This is a genomic window from Pyxidicoccus sp. M6, from assembly GCF_055568925.1.
Genome location: NZ_CM145714.1, coordinates 8,208,331 through 8,228,974 on the forward strand (window position 1 = coordinate 8,208,331; position 20,644 = coordinate 8,228,974).

The 20,644-nt window shown below is 70.4% G+C and carries 9 protein-coding genes; all 9 read left to right on the forward strand.

Annotated features, from left to right (window positions below):
• Nucleotides 1-24 precede the first annotated feature (24 nt).
• The 9 genes from ACVTJA_RS32165 (at nucleotide 25) to ACVTJA_RS32205 (ending at nucleotide 20,640) form a co-directional block, all read left to right on the forward strand.
• Complete coding sequence (locus tag ACVTJA_RS32165) at nucleotides 25-4,704, forward strand: hypothetical protein (protein WP_465825369.1); 4,680 nt, start codon at nucleotides 25-27, stop codon at nucleotides 4,702-4,704.
• Between the two features lie 22 nt (nucleotides 4,705-4,726).
• Nucleotides 4,727-9,292: a hypothetical protein gene (locus tag ACVTJA_RS32170; RefSeq protein ID WP_465825370.1), complete on the forward strand. Its 4,566-nt coding sequence runs from the start codon at nucleotides 4,727-4,729 to the stop codon at nucleotides 9,290-9,292.
• A 7-nt stretch (nucleotides 9,293-9,299) separates the two neighbouring features.
• A complete protein-coding gene (locus ACVTJA_RS32175; protein WP_465825371.1) occupies nucleotides 9,300-10,871 on the forward strand; it encodes a hypothetical protein in 1,572 nt (523 codons plus the stop codon).
• A 27-nt stretch (nucleotides 10,872-10,898) separates the two neighbouring features.
• A complete protein-coding gene (locus tag ACVTJA_RS32180) occupies nucleotides 10,899-12,902 on the forward strand; it encodes an ATP-binding protein (RefSeq protein ID WP_465825372.1) in 2,004 nt (667 codons plus the stop codon).
• A gap of 19 nt (nucleotides 12,903-12,921) precedes the next feature.
• Entirely contained in the window at nucleotides 12,922-14,664 is a 1,743-nt protein-coding gene (locus tag ACVTJA_RS32185; protein WP_465825373.1) for a nidogen-like domain-containing protein, read from the forward strand.
• 104 nt (nucleotides 14,665-14,768) lie between these two features.
• Nucleotides 14,769-16,469, forward strand: coding sequence for an MBL fold metallo-hydrolase (locus ACVTJA_RS32190; RefSeq protein WP_465825374.1), 1,701 nt, complete (start codon nucleotides 14,769-14,771; stop codon nucleotides 16,467-16,469).
• Nucleotides 16,466-17,884, forward strand: coding sequence for an aKG-HExxH-type peptide beta-hydroxylase (locus ACVTJA_RS32195; protein WP_465825375.1), 1,419 nt, complete (start codon nucleotides 16,466-16,468; stop codon nucleotides 17,882-17,884). The genes ACVTJA_RS32190 and ACVTJA_RS32195 overlap by 4 nt, the downstream gene beginning before the upstream one ends.
• Nucleotides 17,881-19,350 carry a radical SAM protein gene (locus ACVTJA_RS32200; RefSeq protein WP_465825376.1) on the forward strand — a complete coding sequence of 490 codons (1,470 nt, stop codon included), beginning with the start codon at nucleotides 17,881-17,883 and terminating at the stop codon, nucleotides 19,348-19,350. Before ACVTJA_RS32195 ends, ACVTJA_RS32200 begins: the two co-directional genes overlap by 4 nt.
• Nucleotides 19,351-19,362: 12 nt before the next feature.
• Complete coding sequence (locus tag ACVTJA_RS32205) at nucleotides 19,363-20,640, forward strand: radical SAM/SPASM domain-containing protein (protein ID WP_465825377.1); 1,278 nt, start codon at nucleotides 19,363-19,365, stop codon at nucleotides 20,638-20,640.
• The last annotated feature ends 4 nt before the right edge of the window (nucleotides 20,641-20,644 follow it).

The following is a 20,644-nucleotide window of genomic DNA, read 5'->3' on the forward strand; positions in this document are numbered from 1 at the left end:
TCCCGGATGGAGGGAAGGTCGCTCATGAACACCAAGCCGCTGACGGAGTCGCTCCCCGACGAGCACATCCTCCAGGTGGACCCTCCCCTGCGTCCCTCGGTGGATGCGGGCTGGCGCAGCCGGCCCCACCTCTACACGGGCCGCGCGCTCTCCGCGGAGGCCCTCTCCGCCGAGCAGCGCCAGCGCTCCGGCCGGCTCGCCCTGCTCGGAGAGCAGGTCGCTCCGGGCGTCGTCGCGGGGCTCGAGGTCCGTCTGGAGAGCGAGTACGACGAGGCCCTTCAGCGGCAGGTCCACCTCTTCCAGATTGCCCCCGGCCTGGGGCTGACGGCGCGCGGAGAAGACGTGGTCCTCGCGCGCGCCACCCGCGTCCGCGTGGACCGCCTGCTGGCCTATTGGCAGCAGGCCCCGGAGGGACCGCTGGACTTCGATGTCAGCATCCTGGCGGACGCGAAGGTGGAGGACTTCCCGAAGACGCACGCGGGCCTGCGCGCCGCCGTGCTCGTGCTGGTGCCGGTCATCTCCAAACGGGACGCGCCGCTGGTTCCCGGGGAAGACGCCTGCGAGGAGACACCGGACGACGACGCCTTCGAGGACACGCACCTGGTGGATGGCTGCGCGCTGGTGCTCTACGCCTGGCCTGCCTCCTGGTCGCCCATGCCTGCGGTGGGTGACCCGTGGCGCAACCGCCTGGCCTGGGACATCTTCGAGCGCGAGCGGAAGCGCCCCCATGGGGAGGCCGCGCCCTGGGAAATGGTGGGCGTCCCCCTGGCCCTCGTCGGCTTCGAGCCTCCCGCCGAGGAAGGTGAAGCCGCCACGCCCCTCTTCCTCGACCGCGCCGCGGTGGTCCGCTCCGGCGGTGCGCCCCGCGCCCGCACGCCACTGCTGCCCGAGCTGGGCTCGCCGCTGCTCTGGCAGGCCCGCAGTCAGCAACTCGCAGAGCACCTGGCGTCCTTCACTCAAGAGCAACTCCAGGACGGCACGGCGCTCAAGGCCCTCGCCTTCCTGCCTCCGGTGGGCACCCTGCCCCGAACTGCTCTCGAGCTGGGCGCTGGAGGGTTCGATCCGCGGCGCTGCTTCTTCCCCAGCAACTTCCAGTTGGAGTACGTGCCGGTGCCGCTGGAGCAGCTCGACGCGGTGGCGCTGACCAGTGCCTCGCTCGCGCGGTTGGACGTCACGAAGCCCGAGTCCGTGCGCTTGCTTGTCCCCGTGCCGGAGGCCTACTTCGAGCCCGGGCTGCTGCGCATCGAGCAGGTCGGCCCCGCGTTCCAGGACGCCATCGACGACGGTTTCGCGCGGCTGGGCGAGTGGCGGAGACGACGCAAGGACCTCCGGGGGAAGTCCTCGCTGCTGCTCAATGCCCTCGAAGGCAGGAAGACGAATCGCTTTCCGGATCCGGACCCCGGCGCCATCCCGGGCGAGTACGAGGGCTCGAAGCCCGCTGAGCCGAACCCCTATGGCCCGGAGGAAGAGGCCTACGGCACGGACGGCTCCACCGTCCCGGCACTCGAGGCAGTGCTCCCGCCCCAGGGAGAGAACAGCACCTGGACGGCGCCCGCGCTGCTGGGGTTCAACGCCGAGGAGGTCTCCATCGCGGCTCCCGAAGGAGCGGCGGAGGAAGGCTTCGGCCTGGTCGCGCGCCAGGGCGCGTCCGAGCTGGCGCGTACGAGCTTCCGCGAGACGTGGGAGGCGTGGGAAGGCATCACGGGGGCACTGCCCCGCGAAAGACTCACGCTCGAGGGCTTCAGGGCCGTCTGGTGCAACGGCGCGCTCGCGGTGGTCGCCCTCATCAAGGAGAGCCCTCCGCCCCCGCTACCCGACGAGCCCCCTCCGACCTGGCTCAACACCTACTCCGTGCGCGTCTACCACCAGTCGCCCGGGAAGGGCTGGCAGTGGAGCGAGACCGCGAAGGCCCAGGCATCCCTCGTCACGTGCTTCTCCGCGGTGTCCTGGGGAACGGGGCGCATCGACACCTTCGTTGCCATCGAGACCGCCGCGAGCAGCGAGCCCACCGCCGCGAGAACCCGTGACCTCCTCGAGTTCACCTGGGTCGATGGCGCTTCGGCCCAGCCGCCCGTGGTCTCCCTCCCGGACGCCAAGGAGCAGGAGTTGGTCGACCTGGTGGCCCTCCAGAAGCAGGAGGGGTCCAACACCCGCATCGAGCTGCTCTTCCTGGGGCGCCCGGCGAGCTCGAACGAGACGCACTGGTTCCATCACCTCTCCTTCCTGCACGAGGCGAACGCTCCGGGGCCGAGCAACCCCAAGCTCACGGAGACGAAGCTCGCCGTGGGCAAGCATCTGTCGGCCTGCATGACGGGCGGCGGCCGGTTCGACGTCCTGGTCATGGGAGACGACGGAATCCTCCATGGCCGGTATGAGTCGGCCACCTGGAGCTTCGAGGACGACCTGGTGAGCCCGACGCCCGGCGACTTCATCCAGGCGGTGTCGCGGGGCGACGGGCAGGTCCACGCCTTCTGGTGGAGGAAGGCCGCGGACCCTCAATACAAGCTGCCCAACACCCTCTGGTCCGCCTGGTTCGACGGAACCCGCTGGCGCGCGCCCCGTCTGCTGATGGTGGCGGAGCTCTCCGAGAGCAGTGCCCAGCCGTTCGGCGTCGTCTTCTCCGGCTCCACCCCGAACGTCTTCCTGGCCTCGGTCCAGGGACTCCAGCACCTGAGGATGCTGCCCGACGGCATCCGCGCCATCGTGGAGCAGCAGGGCTTGAGGGGGCTCGAAGCCCAGTCGAACGAGCTGCTGAACCGCGTAGAAAGCTTCATCCAGGCGGGCTCCACGCAGGTCCAGGCGGATACCCAGAACGTGCGCCAGTTGATGATCAGCGGCGACACGGAAGCCAGCCGGCTCGTGGTGTCTCCGGTCCTGGGAGCCACCATGGTGCGCAGCCCGCTGGCGGCCCGCTCCGACATCGAGCACTACTTCACGAAGTTCATCCGGCGGCGCGTCCAGCCTCCCGAGGTGGAGGACCCCGTCAGCCGGGAAGACGCCCGGGAGACCCTGCAGCAGGCCACCGCGACCCGCGCTGACCTGACCGAGCGCCTCGTCGATCTGGTGATGGAGCTCGGGCTCGACGTGACAGGCATGACCGTCGCGGGAGTGGTCGTGTTCATCGCCAGCAGCCCCGCGGATAATCCCGTCGCCGAGCGCGATGGGAGCACCCGGTTCGTCAATCGCGACAACATTCCCCTGAGCGACCTGGTGGCGGACTTGGCGAAGCTCGACGCCGTGCTCGCGCGCATCCGCCTGGAGCCCAAGGCCATCGAGAACGCCACCGGCTCCGCGACGCTCAAGTGGACGCAGTCCGACTATTTCTCCACCGCGGTCCAGCACCTGGAGGACATGCTTGTCCTCCTGCGGGAACTGGAGCGCCGCACGCGCCCCTACGTCACGGCCCTGGAGCAGTACCAGAAGGCCATCGCCCGAATCGAGCAGGACGCCGCCAGGCTCGGCCAGCGGCTCAAGGCCATCGACGGCGAGGTGTCCGAGGCGAGGCAGGACGTCACCGTCGCGCACGCGCTGCTGGAGGAGGAGAAGGTCCGCGTCGGCGCCATCAACACCCGCCGCCAGCGCGTGCTCGCCCAGCACGTCCCCTTCTTCGTCTTCCAGCGCCCCCGCCTCCACGACCTCACCCGCGACGCCGCCCACCTCCTGCTCGACTCCGGCTTCGTCCCCGACATCCTCCCCGAGGTCCTCGCCAGCACCGCCGCCGCTCCTCCCGAGCTGCTCGCCTACCTCCAGCTCGTCCGCGACTCGCCCCTCCAGTGGTTCTCCCTCGCCCCCACCCTGCTGGGCGGCCTGGACCGCGTTGGCCTGCTGCACCGCACCTTCGAGTGGGCTCACGTGCGCGCCGTCCAGCGCCTCCCCATCTCCTACCCCGTCCTCTCCAGCCGCGTCGCCTCTCCCCTCCTCCAGGGACTCTCGCGCCTGCTCGGCTCTCGCGAGGCCCTCGTCGCTCGCCAGCGCGCCGCCTTCGTCCACCTGCAGCCCGCCCTGCTCTCCTCTCGCACCTGGCTGGAGTTGCAGCAGGCCGCCCATGAGCAGCTCTCCCTGGGCGACCTCATCGACACCGCCCATGGCCGCCCCGACGTCAGCGAGGCGGCCTCCACCGAGCTGCAGCACCTCTCGCGCGTGGCCACCGGCCTCTACCAGCGCTTCGGCGAGGTGCTGCCCGCACTGCGCTTGGAGTGGGCCGGCCTTTTCAGCCAGTACGACGCCTCCGTCGACCTGCGCGACTTGTCGCGCCTGCCCAGGTGGGAGCAGCTCGAGGTGCTGCACCGGCGCGAGCTGCAGCTGCTCGTCGACTGGCTCTTCCTGCGCGTGGTGTCCTCGCGGCCCGAGGCCCTGTCGCTCATCAACGACTTGGTGCGCGTCTGCCTGCTGCTGGCCAGCCACGCTCCCGTCAACGAGCTGCTGTCAGGCCATGTCTCCGTGCCGTCGGTGGCACGCGTCGGCGGCACCCTCGAGTTGGCCGTGGACCCCGAGCGTGTCCGCATCGGCATGCACGTCGTCATCCGCTCCGGCGTCGAGACCGTTCAGGCCGTGGTGGAGGACCTGTCCTCGAGCGTGGTCCGGGCACGCGTGCTGCTGACCTCCAAGCAGGAGGTGGGGCTGCAGGCACGGACCGCCGCGTACTTCTCGGAGCCCGCTCGTGGCGCGGGCTCCCTCCTGCCCTACGTGGGCCTCCAGCGATGAGGAGCACGATGCGAGGTAGCCCATGAGCACCCGGCCCCTGAAGACGCCACTCGCGGACGAGCACATCTTCCAGGTGGAGCCTTCACCAAAGCCCTTCGTCGACGCGGGCTGGCGCAGCCGGCCCCACCTCTACACGGGCCGCGCGCTCTCCGCGGAGGCCCTCTCCTCCGAGCAGCGCCAACACTCCGGCCGGCTCGCCCTGCGCGGTCAGCTGTCGACCCCGGGCGTCGTCGCCGGGCTGGAGGTCCGCCTGGAGCAGGTGTACGACGCGACGGAGCAGCGGAAGGTGCCCGTCTTCCGGCTCGAGCCGGGCCTGGGCCTGACGGCGAGCGGCGAGGACGTGGTGCTTCCCCGCGGCATCGACGTCCGCGTGGACCGTGTGCCGGTGCACTGGCCGGGTGACAATCCCAATGGCTTCGAGCTGGACGTCCTGGCCCATGTGGACGCGCGCAGCACCCAGTTCGCCCTGGAAGCCGCCGTGCTCGTGCTGGTGCCGGTGGTCTCCAGGCAGGACGACCCGCCCGACCCCAACGACCCGGGAGAGGTGGACCTGGAGAGGCGGGCCCTCGCGGACCCGCGGCTGGTGGATGGCTGCGCGCTGGTGCTCTACGCCTGGCCTTCCAGCTGGCCGCTGCCCGAACGCGATGCGCGCTGGCGCAGCCGCATGGCCTGGACGGTGTTCGAGCGCGAGCGCGAGCGTCTCCATGGGCAGCCCGCGCCCTGGGAGGAGGTGGGCGTCCCCCTGGCTCTCGTCGGCTTCAACCCTCCGGCGCAGGAGGGACAAGCCGCCACGGCCCTCTTCGTCGACCGCGCCGCGGTGGTCCGCTTCGGCGGTGCGCCTCGCGCCCGCACACCGCTGCTGCCCGGACTGGGCTCACCGCTGCTCTGGCAGGCCCGCAGCCAGCAGCTCGCCGAGCACCTGGCGTCCTTCACCTCCCAGCAGCTCGAGGACGGCACCGCGCTCCAGTCCCTCGCCTTCCTTCCCCCGGTGGGCACCCTGCCCGTCAATGCCCTCAGCCTCGACTTCGAGCACATCGGTCATCGGCGCCGCTTCTTCCCCGCCAGCTTCCAGTTGGAGTGCGTGCCGGTGCCCCTGGAGCAGCTCGACGCGGTGGCGCTGGCCAGTGCCTCGCTCGCGCCGCTGGATGTGACGCAGCCCGAGTCCGTGCGCGTGCTCGTCCCCGTTCCGGAGGTCCACTTCGAGCCCTCGCTGCTGGTCCAGGAGAAGGTCGCTGATTCCTTCCAGGCGGCCATCGACAACGCGCTCAACCGCCTCAACCAGGGACGGTGGGAGCGAGAGGTCCTGCGTAGCAGGGCCATGGCGCTGTGGATCGCGCTCGAGGGCGAGAAGAACGCGGCGAAGCGGGCCCCGGGAGCCGATCCCGTCACCGAGGGCGAGCTGCCGCCTCCTACCCCGAACCCGTATGAGCCCCAGGCGGAGTTCCATGGCACCCAGCGGGACACCACCGTCACCCCGCCCAGGGTGTTCGTCCCCCTGTTGGAGCAGACCTTGTCGCAGAACGGCACCTGGGCGGAGCCCGACCGGCTGGGCTCGGACGGCATCAAGGTGTCCACCTCCCTGGCACCGGATGGTGGCTACGGGGTGCTCACCATGGGGTTCCACCCCTTCGGGTTCTTCATCCTGAACGTGCGGCGCTCGCAGACGGGCCTGCAGCCCGAGTTCGTCGGCCGGTTCCCCGGGCTGGTGGACTCCACGCTGGTCTGGAGTGGAACAGAGCCCGTCATCGTGGTCCTGACCCGGCACTCCGCGGCTTCGACCGTGGCGCTCTACCGCAAGGTCGGCACGGCCTGGGTCTCCACCGAGTCGCAGGGCTTCCTGGAGACCACCATCCTGCACTTCGACGCCGTGGCCTGGAAACCCGGGCGCATCGACGCCTTCGTGGCCACGAGGACAGGCATCCGGAAGCTCACCTGGGTCGACCTCAAGGCCGCTGGCTCGGAGGTCGTGAGCACCCGGCATGTCAACCAGCTTGTGGCGCTCAGCCCGAAGCCCGGGAGAATCGAGCTGCTGTTCCTGGGCAAGGAGAGCTCGTCGGCCGAGAGCGCTCCCTTCTGGCTCCACCACCTCTCCGCCCAGCATGTGGGGGACGACCCCAAGCTGAGCCCCGTCTCAGGAAACGAACTCGTCACCCGCGAGGTGAAGGACCTCAAGGGCACCCGGCTGGATGCCTGCATCTCACTGCGCGATGCCCAGCGGCTCGATGTCCTCGTCATGGGGACAGGGGGACTCCGGCATGGCTGGTACGAGGGCACCTGGAAGTCCGGCATGGAGCTGGTGAGCGCGGCGAGCAACGATGCGCACGCCGTCGTCTCGGCGGGGGACGGGCAGGTCCACGCCTACTGGTGGGAGTCCCCTGACAGGCGCCGTGGAAGCAACTACGGCCGCCTCATGTACCGCCGGTACGACGGCACCCGCTGGCAGACGCCCGAGTTCCTTGGACTGCAATCACTCAACCTGCCCACCCCGCTCGGCGCCATCGTCCTGGAGTCGAGTCCGCACATCTTCCTCGCCGCCACGTCCGGGCTCGTGCGCCTGAAGAAGGTCGCCGACAGCACGAGGAAGACGGTGAAGGACGTGGGCCTGAAGGGGCTCATCGACAACGTCGAGGGGCTCTACAACGAGACGGTCGTCTTCATCGACGAGGGCTCCAAGCGCGTGCAGGCGGAGCTCGATCACATGCGCCAGCTGATGCTCACCAGCAGCACGGAGGCCAGCCGCCTCGCCGTGTCCGCGAGCCAGGGGAGCACCCTGGTCGACAGTCCCCTGGTGGTCACCGCCGACGTCGACGGCTATCTCACCGGCTTCCGCTCGCGCACGGGCCGCCTGGCCTACATCCGCTTGTCGGACGCCATGGAGGCGCTGGACCAGGCCACCACGACCCGGCTCGAGCTGACCACACGGCTGCTCGACCTGGTGAAGCGCATCGTCGCGGTGAAGGAAATCGGGCTCGACGTCACGAACCTGTTCCTGGTGGGAATCGCGAAGGTGACCACCTCCGGCAGTATCGCGAGTGCCACGCTCATCCCCAACACGAAGACCGTTGATAGAGACCATCCGTCCCTGCACGACCTGGTGGACAAGCCGGACCTGCTCGCGAGCGTCCTCAAGCGAATCGACGAGGAGCCGGAGAACATCCGGCGCGCCCTCGCGCTGAAGCGGCTGAGGTGGACGGAGTCGCTCTACTTCTCCACCGCCCTCCAGCACCTGGAGAACACGCGCAGTCTCCTGCGGGAGCTGGGGCGCCGCCTGCGCACCCGCGTGAACTTCATGGAGGGCTACAAGGTGGCCCGTACGCGGATAGAGCAGTACTCGTCCGAGCTCGACACACTCCTCGAGATCGTGGGCGGCAAGGTGTCCGAGGCGAGGCAGGACGTCACCGTCGCGCACGCGCTGCTGGAGGAGGAGAAGGTCCGCGTCGGCGCCATCAACACCCGACGCCAGCGCGTGCTCGCCCAGCACGTCCCCTTCTTCGTCTTCCAGCGCCCCCGCCTCCACGAGCTCACCCGCGACGCCGCCCACCTCCTGCTCGACTCCGGCCTCGTCCCCGACATCCTCCCCGAGGTCCTCGCCAGCACCGCCGCCGCTCCTCCCGAGCTGCTCGCCTACCTCCAGCTCGTCCGCGACTCGCCCCTCCAGTGGTTCTCCCTCGCCCCCACCCTGCTGGGCGGCCTGGACCGCGTCGGCCTGCTGCACCGCACCTTCGAGTGGGCTCACGTGCGCGCCGTCCAGCGCCTCCCCATCTCCTACCCCCTGCTCTCCAGCCGCGTCGCCTCTCCCCTCCTCCAGGGACTCTCGCGCCTGCTCGGCTCTCGCGAGGCCCTCGTCGCTCGCCAGCGCGCCGCCTTCGTCCACCTGCAGCCCGCCCTGCTCTCCTCTCGCACCTGGCTGGAGTTGCAGCAGGCCGCCCATGAGCAGCTCTCCCTGGGCGACCTCATCGACACCGCCCATGGCCGCCCCGACGTCAGCGAGGCGGCCTCCACCGAGCTGCAGCACCTCTCGCGCGTGGCCACCGGCCTCTACCAGCGCTTCGGCGAGGTGCTGCCCGCACTGCGCTTGGAGTGGGCCGGCCTTTTCAGCCAGTACGACGCCTCCGTCGACCTGCGCGACTTGTCGCGCCTGCCCAGGTGGGAGCAGCTCGAGGTGCTGCACCGGCGTGAGCTGCAGCTGCTCGTCGACTGGCTCTTCCTGCGCGTGGTGTCCTCGCGGCCCGAGGCCCTGTCGCTCATCAACGATTTGGTGCGCGTCTGCCTGCTGCTGGCCAGCCACGCTCCCGTCAACGAGCTGCTGTCAGGCCATGTCTCCGTGCCGTCGGTGGCACGCGTCGGCGGCACCCTCGAGTTGGCCGTGGACCCCGAGCGTGTCCGCATCGGAATGCACGTCGTCATCCGTTCCGGGGAGCAGACGGTGCAGGCGGTGGTGGAGGACATCACACCCACCGCGGTACGTGCGCGCGTGCTGTCCACCTCGACGCCCACGGTGCACCTGCCCGAGCGGGCCTCCGCGCGCTTCGCCGACCCGGCCCGGGGCGACAACACCTTGCTGCGCTTCATGAACGAGCTCTGGTGAGGAAACGATGAAGCGCGTGGACACAGTGCGCCTGTCGGCGAGGAGCGAGGCCCTGGTGCGCCGTGGCGCCCTGCTGCTCGAGGACGCCCTGCGTACCGCATCATTCCCCGAGGCCGCTCCCGGCCGGGTCCTCCTCATCCGCCAGCTGCCCGTCGGAGTCATCCGCGGGCACCTGCCTCCGCAAAGTCTCGCGCTCACCATCGAGCGAGTGGTGCGCGAGCTGTCCGTGTCCGCGGTGCATGCCGATGACGCCTCGGCGCCGCACCAGGGCGCTGTCTTCTTCCGGGACGACGCGGAGCCTCCCGTTCTCCTCGCGGGGCGGCTGGCGCGCGGTGAGTCCGTGACGGCGTGGTACTGGCCGCTCGCCGTGCAGCGCTTCCACCCCCTGATGTCACGCGACGAGGGCCTCCGCCTGACGCTCGCCGCCGCGCTCCGCTCCAGCGCGGGCCCGGCCGCCGCGGTGAGGCTCGTCGCGTCGCTGCATGCGCGGGGAGGGCTCGACCTGCTGCTGGGAACGCTGCGGAAGAACGAGGGCTCCGCCCTCATCCATGCGTTCGGAGGAGCGCCGGCCGTGGCGCCCCTCGCGTCCGCGGCGGCGTCCCTGGAGTCACCCGAGGAGACGCTGCCATCGGGTTCCCTGCATGCCTCCGTGGTGCGCTGGGCGGGAGCCTGGGGCTCCGAGGATGCGCGCTCGGTCTGGCTCGCGGCCGTGGCGCTCATCCACGAGCGGCGCGGGCGCCTCGCCCAGCCGGGATTGTTCGAGCGGGCAGCGCGCCTGGTGGCCAGGCTCGCCTCGGCGTCGGTCGCGCAGGAAGAGTCAGGGAACGAATGGGATGCATGGGCCAGCCCCGCGACTCCAGGACCCAAGCGCTCCGCGGCCTCTCGCTCCGAACCCACGACGGGAGTCGCGCCCACCGCCGCACGGGCCGATGACGCGAACGCCACGGCCCCTGATTCCCGCAACACGGAGACAGCTTTCGAGAGAGCTCCGTCCTCCGCGCCGGCTCCCGCACGCCCGGCCTCTGTCGCCGAGCCCGCTCTCTTCAACCACGGGACGGATACGGCCTCCGAGTCCGGCCCGGCCTCCCCGGAATGGCTGGAGGCGCCTCGCCCCACGGAGCTCGGAGGGCTCTTCTTCCTCCTTCCCATCCTGGAGCGGCTCGGCTTCCCCACGCTGCTCGAGGCGAATCCGCTCCTGCTCGAGCTCGACGTGCCGGAACGGCTGCTGGCGTTCATCGCCGAGTGGCTCGGTGCGCCCGCGAGAGACCCCGTGCGTGTGCTGTTCGCCGCCCACGCCACGCGAGCGTGGCCCGACGACTCGGGCCTGGAGCATGACCGGCTGCTTCGAGGACTGCGGAGTGCGGTGCGGTGGTGGTGTCACCGTCGTGCGGCGCTCGGGCTCCGTGACCTCGCCCGCCGCCCCGCTCGAATTTCCGCGACGTCCACCCATGTCGATGTGCTCTTCGACCTCCAGCACGCGGACCTCCGGGTGCGCAAGCTGGGGCTCGACATCAATCCCGGCTGGGTGCCCTGGCTGGGGCGGGTGGTGCGGTTCCATTACCTGTACGGGGAGGCATGAGGCGCGCCGCGCCTGGATTCCATTCTCATGACCCAACCACTCCCCACACCCTCCGGCCTCCGAGACTTCGCCCTGGCGGCCGTGGCACGACAGCTCCCCGAGGACGACTCCCCGCACCACGAGGTGGGCTTCCTCCGCCGCCTCCAGCGGGAGGTGGACTCCAGGCACCCGGACTGGCTCGCGGGCGTGCGCGCCTGCGTGGCTTCGCCCTCGCCCTCGGATGCGCCCCTCGTGCAGCTCGCCGGGAGGCTGGGCCTCACCCTCCTCGAGCAGCTCGTCGTGGCGCTCACCGTGGCCGTGGAGGAGGACGCCCTGGTGGGCCGCGTCCTGGCTTTCGTCCAAGCCCCCTCGGGGACATCCCGTCCCACGCTCGGCCTCGTCGCGGCGGCCTTCTCCAACGCCGCCCCCCCGGGCCAGTCCGCGCTGCACCTCCTCGCCAGCGGCGCAGCCCTCCAGAGTGGGCTCCTCACCCGGAACAACACGGAGGCTCCCCTCAGCGAGCAGTCGCTCGCGCTCCACCTGCCCCTCTATCTCGCCCTCCAGGGACAGGACGGTGCGTGGCCCGGGATGACGCTCGGGCTCGGTGCCCACCCCCGGATTCCCCTGCCGGACTCCATCCTCGACGAGGCGCGCCGCCACGCGGAGACGCTGGCCGCCCTGCCTCGAAGCGCGCTGTTGATCCGCGGCGGCCCTCCCGCGGAGAACCGCACCGTGGCGGCCGCGGTGGCCGCCGCCCTGGGCCAGCGTCCGCTCTTCATCGAGACGGACCGGCTCGACGCGCTCGGGCCCTACCTGCTGCTGCGCTCGCTGCTTCCGGTGGTCTGTCTCGACCTGGGCCCGGGTGAGCGCAGGGTGGTGCCTCCGCTCCCGTACTACGAGGGGCCGGTCCTGTTCATCAGCGGCGCAGAGGGAAGCCTCGAGTGGCCCGCGGGCAGCCTCCTCACCTGGTCGCTTCCCGTGCCCCGGAGGCAGGAACGTCGAGCCCTCTGGGCCGCGACGCTCCAGGATGAAGCGCTGGCCGAGCAGCTCGCGAGCACGCACCGCCACCGGGCCGGGAGAATCGCCCACCTGGGCCTGCTGGCGCGGCGGCACGCCACGCTGCGCGGCCATCCGGCCCCCGAGGAGCGCGACCTGTTGGCCGCGGCATGGACGGGGGATGGAGGCGGACTGGGCGCGCTGGCCCAGGCGCTGCCCGAGCCCATCAGCGACGAGGCCCTGGTGGCCAGCCCTCCGCTCGCCGCCGAGCTCCAATCGCTGCTGCTGCGCTGTCGTGCGCGTGACGGCCTCTCCGAAGGGCTCGGCGCCTCCGCCACCACGCGGTATCGCACGGGGGTGACGGCGCTCTTCGTGGGCCCCTCCGGCACGGGCAAGACGCTGGCGGCGGGCTGGCTCGCCACCCGGCTGGGAATGCCGCTGTACCGCGTGGACCTGGCCAGCGTGACGAGCAAGTACATCGGTGAGACGGAGAAGAACCTCGCGCAGATCTTCGCGCGGGCCGAGCACGCCGAGGTGATGCTCCTGTTCGACGAGGCGGACTCCCTCTTCGGCCGGCGCACGGACATCCGGGATTCGAATGACCGCTTCGCCAACGCGCAGACGAACTACCTGCTCCAGCGCATCGAGTCGTTCGACGGCGTGGCCCTGCTGACGAGCAACAGCAAGAGCCGGTTCGACCCCGCCTTCATGCGGCGGCTGGATGCCATCCTCGAGTTCCCGATGCCCGGGCCGGAGGAGCGGCGCGCGTTGTGGGTGGCGCACCTGGGAGCGCGGCACGCGGTGGCGCCCAGGGATTTGAACCGGCTGGCCACGATGGCGGAGCTGACCGGCGGGCACATCCGCAACGCGGTGCTGCTCGCGGCGGTGCTGGCGCGCCATGAGGGCCGGCCCATCGGTTACGCCGACCTGCTGAGAGGCTTCGCGAGCGAGTACCGGAAGCTCGGGCGTCACGTCCCGGCGGAGCTGCGGGAGCCGGGCGCGCTTCCGGCCATGGGAGCTGTCGCGCCCGGACGCCAGGACGCGGGTGGAAGCTGAAGGTGTGGAGGAATGACAGATGCCAGACGTGCAAGAGCCCGGTCCCGGCCCGAAACAACCCACCATCGTCCTGGGCGAGAACGCCAACGCCCACGTGGTCCCCGTCAGTGACGACGGCTCGGCCGGGCCTGTCGAGCCGGGCTTCCCGGTCAACTTCTTCGGGACGCTCTACACGGCGCTCCACATCAACACGAACGGCAACGTCAGCTTCCGGGAGCCGCTGTACAAGTACCTGCCCTTCGGGATGGCGGTGCCGACGCCGCCCCTCATCGCCCCCTTCATGGCGGACGTGGACACGCGGGCCCGCACGTCCGGGCTCGTCAGGTACGGCACGGTGGTCTTCGAGGGACGGCCGGCCTTCTGCGTGAACTGGATCCACGTCGGCTACCACTCGGAGCACGCCGACAAGCTCAACCGCTTCCAGCTCCTGCTGGTGGACCGGAACGAAGTAGGGCTGGGCGACTTCGACATCGTGATGAACTACGAGCGCCTGGAGTGGGAATCCGGTGCCGCCAGTCGTGGGAGCGGAGGCGCGGGAGGGTTCACCGCCGCCGCGGGATTCTCGGCGGGCACGGGCGCGCAGGGCACGTTCTACGAGCTCGGTGGCTCGCGCACGCCGGGCGCGCTGCTCGACAGCAACACGCAGACGGGGTTGATCTACAAGAGCCGGGGCAGCCCGCTCCCGGGCCGGTACATCTTCCGGATGCGCCGGGGGTGGCCCGACCTGCCGAGGCCCGCGGGCCGGAGTCCGAAATACGCGCCCAGCGCGGTCCGGCTGAGCGATGGCCGGGTGCTCGCCCTGGGAGACAACACGCGGCTCGTGGATGTGTTCGACCCCACGAAGGACACCTGGGCGCCCACCGGTGACTCCCTCGCGGAGCGGCGTCTCCACTCCGCCACGCTGCTGGCGGACGGCCGCGTGCTGGTGGTGGGCGGCGAGGTCAGTCCCTCCACCGCGGAGCTCTATGATCCGAAGAGCGGCACCTGGATGTCCGCGGCTGCCCCGAGCGTGGGGCGCATCGAGCACACGGCCACGCTGCTACCGGACGGGCGGGTGCTGGTCGCTGGAGGACGGAATCCCGGTGCCGGGCGGCTCGCCTCCTCCGAGGTGTACACCCCAGCTCCGAACGGCCCGGGCACGTGGGCTTCCACCGGGAGCCTGCTCACGGCGCGGAGCTCGCATACGGCCACGCTGCTTCAGGACGGGCGCGTGCTGGTCACCGGGGGAATGACCACGCAGTCCACGAGCGCGCCGCAGGGGGTGACGGAGGGCGGAGGCGTGCCCACCGACACGGCGCTCACCTCGGTCGAGGTGTATGCCGATGGGAACTGGACGGCGGTCAGCGGCATGAGCACCACCCGCCATGACCACACGGCCACCCGGCTGAAGGACGGGAGGGTGTTGGTGACCGGGGGCAACCCCGTGCAGGACCTCAGCGGCTCGTCCGAGGTGTTCAACACGGGCACGTGGACGGCCACGGGGCCCACGAGCCAGTCGCGCTTCCACCACACCGCCACCCTGCTGAAGAGCGGCCACGTGCTCATCACCGGAGGCGAGCACCAGACGGGCTACACGAACAAGGTCGAGCTGTATGCCCCCGACACGGGGACCTGGAGCCAGGTCTCACCCCTGGCCGCGGAGCGCCATCTTCACGCCGTGGTCCTGCTGGACGACGGCCGGCTGCTCATCGTCGGTGGCTTCAGCAACTCGGCCTGGGGCACCTACGAGCTGTACTACCCGCCCTTCTACCGGCGGCGGTAGGCGCGCCTCAGCGGAGCCTCCACGCTTCATCTCCCCCCTGTGTTGACGCCGTCCGCTGGTGGCCGTTTAGGATATCTGGAAATTGCGTCAGGCGGGACTAATCCGTGAGCACTTGGATCGAGCACCTCGGCCATACCAGCTTCGCCGTGACGCGAGAGGGCCTGAGGCTCCTGCTCGATCCGGTGCTCGTGCGCCAGGACCACGACTTCCGCCAGCCCACCTGCCCCCGTTGGGTGACCGAGGACCTGACCACCGTGAGCGCGGTGTTCCTGTCTCACGGCCACGATGACCACCTGCATCCGCCCAGCCTCCTCGGGCTGCCGCGGGACACGCCCATCCACTTCCTCGACGAGGACCCGGCGACCTGCTCCTGCGACGAGAGCCCTCGCCGGCTCCTGTCCTCGTTGGGCTTCCGCGTCCTCAACCCCTTCCGCCCGGGCGACGTCATCTCGCTGCCCGGGGACGTCCGCGTCCGCATCCTCCCGGCCCGCCGCTCGGCGGAGGGCGAGGAGCAGTGCGCGTTCCTCATCGAGACCCCCGACGTGCTCGCGCTGAACGGGGTGGACATCCAGGACGCGTCCACCACGCGCGAGGCCCTGGAGCCGTACCGCGAGCGGGTAGACGTCGCCTTCCTGCCCACGGGCGCCTCGCTCCAGTTCCACGGCTTCTGGAACCAGATGGACATGGTGGAGGCGCGGGCCTTCATCGAATGGCTTCGCCCAACCCTGGTCGCCACCTGCGGCGGCTCGACGTCCATGTCCGCGCGGCCTCGCGCCGACACCTTGGAGCGCTACCCGCATGACCGGGCGGACTGGCTCGCCTTCGCCGCGGCGCACCTGGAGCCGGGCCGCTTCCTCGCGGCGCCCCCTCCCGTCCGCCTCCAGTACGAGGCCCACCGGCTGGTGCGCACCGTGCCCCAGGTGCCCGGCACCCGCTTCCTGCCCGGTGGCGGCGCGCCCCGGCCCCACGCGCTCGTCGCGACGTTCTTCGGCGGCTACCACCCGCGCATCCCCACCCGGAAGTCGTGCTGGCCCCGCACTCCGCTCGCGGAGTGGCTCGAGCCTCTCCAGCCCCTGCGGGACGCCATCCTGGCCGCGCGGCACGAGCTGCAGGCCCTGCTCGCACGCTGCCAGCCAGAGGCCAACAAGACGCCCGCCGGCGTCCTCGCGCCGTGCACCCTGCGCCGGCTCGTCCAGGGCGGGGCCCTGGAGCTCGCCGCCCGCCTCTGCACCATCATCCCGCCCACCGTCACCGAGCCGGACGCGCTGGACGCGGGCTTCTTCGCCGTGGCCGAGTGTCTGCTGGAGAGCGCCCCCGGGCTCGCCGAGTCCCTCCTCGCCGACCTGCGCACGAGCCTGTGGCTCGACCGCCGGATGTTCCAGACGCGCGTGCTCGCGACGCGGCTCAGGACCCTGTCCAGCACCCCGCCCGAGGAGGCGGAGCGCCTCCGGGGCGAGCACCTGGCGGCGCTGCGCCGCACGGCCCATCAGCGACGCGTGGCGCTCGGGCCCCACCACTTCTGGCTGACGCGCGAGCAGGTGCCCCTGCTCACCGGCGCGCCGCCCGCGAGCGACACCGCCGCCCTGCTCTGCTTCCCTGGCCACGCGGGCGTCCACCAGGTGCCACTCAACGAGCTCGAGGCGCTGATGCTGGAGCGCTGTGACGGCAGGCCCTTCGCGCAGCTCGTCTCGCAGCTGAGCCAGCTGCTGGAGCTGCCGGCATCCGAGGTGGACGCGGCGCTCTTCGGCCTGCTCGCCCGCCTGTCCCGGAATTCCGTTGTGCTGTTCGACTGGAGCCAAGGATGAATGACATCAACGCGTACCTGTTTCCCCCCGCACTCGACGCAACCCGGAAGGCCCAGGTTCGTGAACGCATCCAGGTTCACCGTGCCTCGGTGATGGACGCGTACCTGCCCATGCTCCAGGACACGGCGATGACCACCCGGCTGGGCGCGGAGCGCAGCGCGGCCCTCCAGGACTTCATCTCCGAGCTGCTCGTGCTGTCCACGCGCGCCCCCGAGCGGCTCACCGAGCTGATGTCCCACTGGGCGCCCGCCTCGCTCCTCAACGCCCTCGTCTCCAAGGAACCGCGCGTCGACGCGCAGCTCGACCAGTACGTGGGCAACCTCCAGGCGCTGCTCATCGGCTACCACCTCGAAGGCAAGGGCGTCTCCCCGAAGGTGCGCTTCCGGACGCCTCCCAGCCTGTATGACCTGCGCACCTCCGCGCGCATCCAGGTGCGCGGCGTTCCCGAGGGCCAGAAGGTGGAGTGGGACTTCGCCGGCAACTCGCTCACCCTGCGGCACGCGGGCGGCGCCCCCATCCAGGTGCCCCTCCCGCTCGCGAACGGCGGCGCCGTGGAGCGCACGCCGCTGACGTGGTCGAAGTCGTGGAACGTCCCCATCATCGAGGACAACGCGGTGCTGGGCATCGTGGGCACCACGCCCCAGGAACTCCGGAAGGAAGTGGAGGACCCGAACTGGGAGCCCCTGTCCCTGCACGACAGCGCCGAGGCGGCCTACCGCATCATCGCCGACCTGTGGCCGGAGATGCTCGACTGGAGCCCGCTGCTCTGCACGGGGCTCGTCGACATGAACGGGCCGAGGTCCCCGCACGTGCACCGCTCGGCGTCCTACGGCCCGGCCAGCCCCATCTTCGTGACGCGCGTGGACGACCCGTTCAAGCACGCGGGGGACATCGTCCACGAGCTGCAGCACCAGCGCATGCACCTCATCATGGACACGTCGGCCTTCGGCAAGTGGAACGACCCGACCCAGAACACCGCGTCCCCCTACCGCAGCGACCCGCGCCCCATGCGCGGCCTGCACCTGGGCATCCACGCCTTCCTCGCCGTCAACCGGCTGCGGCTGCGCCAGCACGCCCGCGCCGAGTCCCCGGATGAGCACTACCGCTATCTGCTCAACGCGCACCGCATCAACCTCTTCACCTTCCGCACCCTGCTGGAGTTCGAGGACATCCGCCCGCACGGCCGCGCCATGTTCGCCGAGTACGCCCGCGAGCTCCTCGCGCAGCACGAGCTCATCGAGCCCGGGGCGAGCCGCGAGATGAGCGAGACGTTCGACCAGCACATGCGCGCGCACATCCAGGCCGTCGCCGGCCGGGCCACGGAGAAGATCATCAACACGGGTCCGGAGTTCATGGACTGGGCGGAGATCGCGAAGCTCGCGGCCCGCTACGCCGAGCGGGAAAGCGCCTCATGAGGACCACGGGCCGGCGTTACAAGGACGAGTGGCTGCCCAATTTCTTCCCCTCCCGGAAGGTGGGGCCGGACCACCACGTGCGGCTGTCGCGCACGGGGGCGCTCCAGATCCTCTCCGGGACCGAGGATGCGCAGCTCTCCGAGATCTTCATGGACGCGGCGCTCTTCGAGCGCCTGGAGCAGAGCGGCCACATCGTCACGGCGAAGAACGCCGCGCAGGTGATGGAGGACCTGAAGACCTGGCACCTGAAGACGTTCGCGGGCGCCAGCCTGCACATGGCCGTCCTGACGAAGCGGTGCAACCTCAACTGCACCTACTGCCACATGAACCCGGAGCCGATGGACGCGCGGCACCTGGACATGCAGCCGGACACCATCGACGCGCTGGTGCGCTTCGCGCTCTCCACGCCCAACCCGCTCATCCACTTCGAGTTCCAGGGCGGCGAGCCGTTCCTGAACTTCCCGGGCATGGTGCACCTCGTGGAGGAGGCCCACCGGCAGAACGAGAAGGTGGGCAAGAAGCTCGACTTCGGCGTGACGACCAATCTCATGGTCGTCACCCAGGAGCACATGGAGTTCTGCCGGAAGCACCGCATCAACGTGTCCTACTCGTTGAACGGGCCCCCGGACGTCCACGACAGGTTCCGCATCACCCGCAGCGGCGCGGGCTCGTACCGGTCGGTGGTGGAGAAGCTGCGGGAGTTCCAGAAGGAGTACCCGGACATCCTCAGCACCTCACCGCTGTGCGTGGTGGGCAGCGCGAACGCCCCGGACTTCCGGCGGACCATCGACTTCTACCATGAGATGGGCTTCAAGAACGTCGGGGTCATCAAGCTCAAGCACCTGGGCAACACGGTGAAGAACGGGCTGCGCTTCGACATGCGCGACTTCCTCAAGCACTACCTCGACGCGCTCGACTACCTCTACGAGAAGAACCAGCGCCTCAACGCGGACTACTCCGAACGCCTGCTGCGCGTGCTGATGGTGAAGATCCTCTTCAAGACGGACGTGGGCTACGTGGACTGGGCCAACCCCTGCGGCGACTTCAGCGGGGCCATCGTCTACGACTACGACGGGGAGATCGTCCCCTCGGACGAGGCGCGCTCGCTGCGCGACTACTTCGGGCTGGGCAACGTGCGCGACGTCACCTACGAGCAGCTCATCCAGGACAAGAACACCTTCCGGACGATGAACCTCTCGCTGCGCGACCGGGACGCGGAGTGCCGGGAGTGCGCCTACAACCCCTACTGCGGCGTGTTGCCCGTGCTCGACTACGCGCGCACCGGCGACCCGACCCCGCGCCCGCACGGCTCCGACGAGTGCATCCAGGTCCTGGGCATCCTCGACTGGGTGTTCAAGAAGCTGGTGGAGGATCCGCTGCCGCTCTTCCGCATGCTCCCGGGCATGGAAGGCGCGCTGATGGAGCTCGCCAACTCGCTGGAGGCGCCGCAGGCCACCACCGCCTAGAGGACACGCCCCATGCACCCGCTCGCCAAGGCCGTTGCTCCGCAAGGTCTGCTCGGCTTCCCCAGCAAGCTGCAGCTCCAGACCACCAACCGGTGCAACTACACGTGTCCCATGTGCCCGTACCCCGACGTCGCCGGTGGCCGGGAGGGCGTGAAGCTGGACAGCGCCCTGTTCCACCGGCTCATCGGCGAGGTGCGCGCGGCGAAGCGCCGGGTGAAGCTCTGCCTCATGCTCCAGAACGAGCCCCTGCTGGACAAGCGGTTCGTGGAGCTGCTCGACGAGGCCCACCAGGCCGAGGACGCCATCAGCTCCATCTCCACCGTGACGAACGGCAGCGTGCTGACGCCGGAGCTGCTCGACCGGCTGCTGGCGTACGAGCGCTTCTTCCTCACCGTCTCCGTCAACGCGACGGACGCGAAGCGCTACCAGGAGATCCACGGCCGGGACTTCTGGGACCGCGTGCACGGGCTGCTCACGGGCTGGAAGGGGGAGCGGCGGCGCGTGCGCCTGTCCTTCGTGCTCGACGCGCACTCGGTGGAGGCCGGCCGGGCCTTCCAGGACTACTGGGGCGGCATGGGGTACTCGGTCCGCTTCGTGCCCATCAACACCCGGGTGGACAGCATCCCCGACAACGCGCGCATCCACGAGTTCGACGCGGACTACGGGCACTGCCACTACCCGGTGGACACGCTCAACATGCTCGCGGACGGCAGCGTCATCCTCTGCTGCAACGACTGGAAGCACCAGGACCGCTTCGGCAACCTGCGCGAGCAGTCCATCGCCGAGGTGTGGAACAGCCCGCGCCTCACCCGCCTGCGCCGCGCGGCCATCGACGGCACGCTGCGGGAACACGCGATGTGCAAGGGCTGCGACTACCCCATCCGCTCCTCCCAGCGCCTGTTGCTGGAGGCGCGAGTGGCGGGAGAAGAGCTGCCCACCGCCGCGAAGAGGCGGGACGTGGTGTTCCACGAGGGGGCCGTGCGCACCAGCCCGGACGCGCCGCCCGTGCCCGTGCTCGTGTGGAGCGCCGACGAGGAGCACGGCACGCTGTCCGCCCTGTTCCCCCGCTCGCACGCGCTGCCCTCGGAGGTGTGGTTCCAGCTCCGCATCGGCCACTCCGGGGCCTTCAACTTCGGCGCGCTGGAGCCTGTCTGGTGCAAGGGCACCGTCACGCCCCTGAGCACGGACCTGGACGTGGGGGACGCGGTGCCCATCCGAATCAACCTCTCCCGCACGGCCGAGGAGTTCCAGTTCTTCCGCTGGTACTGCGCGGACTGGCATTCCCTCTGACCCG

What these genes read in the sequence shown, in the direction of transcription:
- ACVTJA_RS32165 (WP_465825369.1), top strand. Translation starts at nt 25, where the DNA reads ATGAACACCAAGCCGCTGACGGAGTCGCTCCCCGACGAGCACATCCTC.
- ACVTJA_RS32170 (WP_465825370.1), top strand. Translation starts at nt 4,727, where the DNA reads ATGAGCACCCGGCCCCTGAAGACGCCACTCGCGGACGAGCACATCTTC.
- ACVTJA_RS32175 (WP_465825371.1), top strand. Translation starts at nt 9,300, where the DNA reads ATGAAGCGCGTGGACACAGTGCGCCTGTCGGCGAGGAGCGAGGCCCTG.
- ACVTJA_RS32180 (WP_465825372.1), top strand. Translation starts at nt 10,899, where the DNA reads ATGACCCAACCACTCCCCACACCCTCCGGCCTCCGAGACTTCGCCCTG.
- ACVTJA_RS32185 (WP_465825373.1), top strand. Translation starts at nt 12,922, where the DNA reads ATGCCAGACGTGCAAGAGCCCGGTCCCGGCCCGAAACAACCCACCATC.
- ACVTJA_RS32195 (WP_465825375.1), top strand. Translation starts at nt 16,466, where the DNA reads ATGAATGACATCAACGCGTACCTGTTTCCCCCCGCACTCGACGCAACC.
- ACVTJA_RS32200 (WP_465825376.1), top strand. Translation starts at nt 17,881, where the DNA reads ATGAGGACCACGGGCCGGCGTTACAAGGACGAGTGGCTGCCCAATTTC.
- ACVTJA_RS32205 (WP_465825377.1), top strand. Translation starts at nt 19,363, where the DNA reads ATGCACCCGCTCGCCAAGGCCGTTGCTCCGCAAGGTCTGCTCGGCTTC.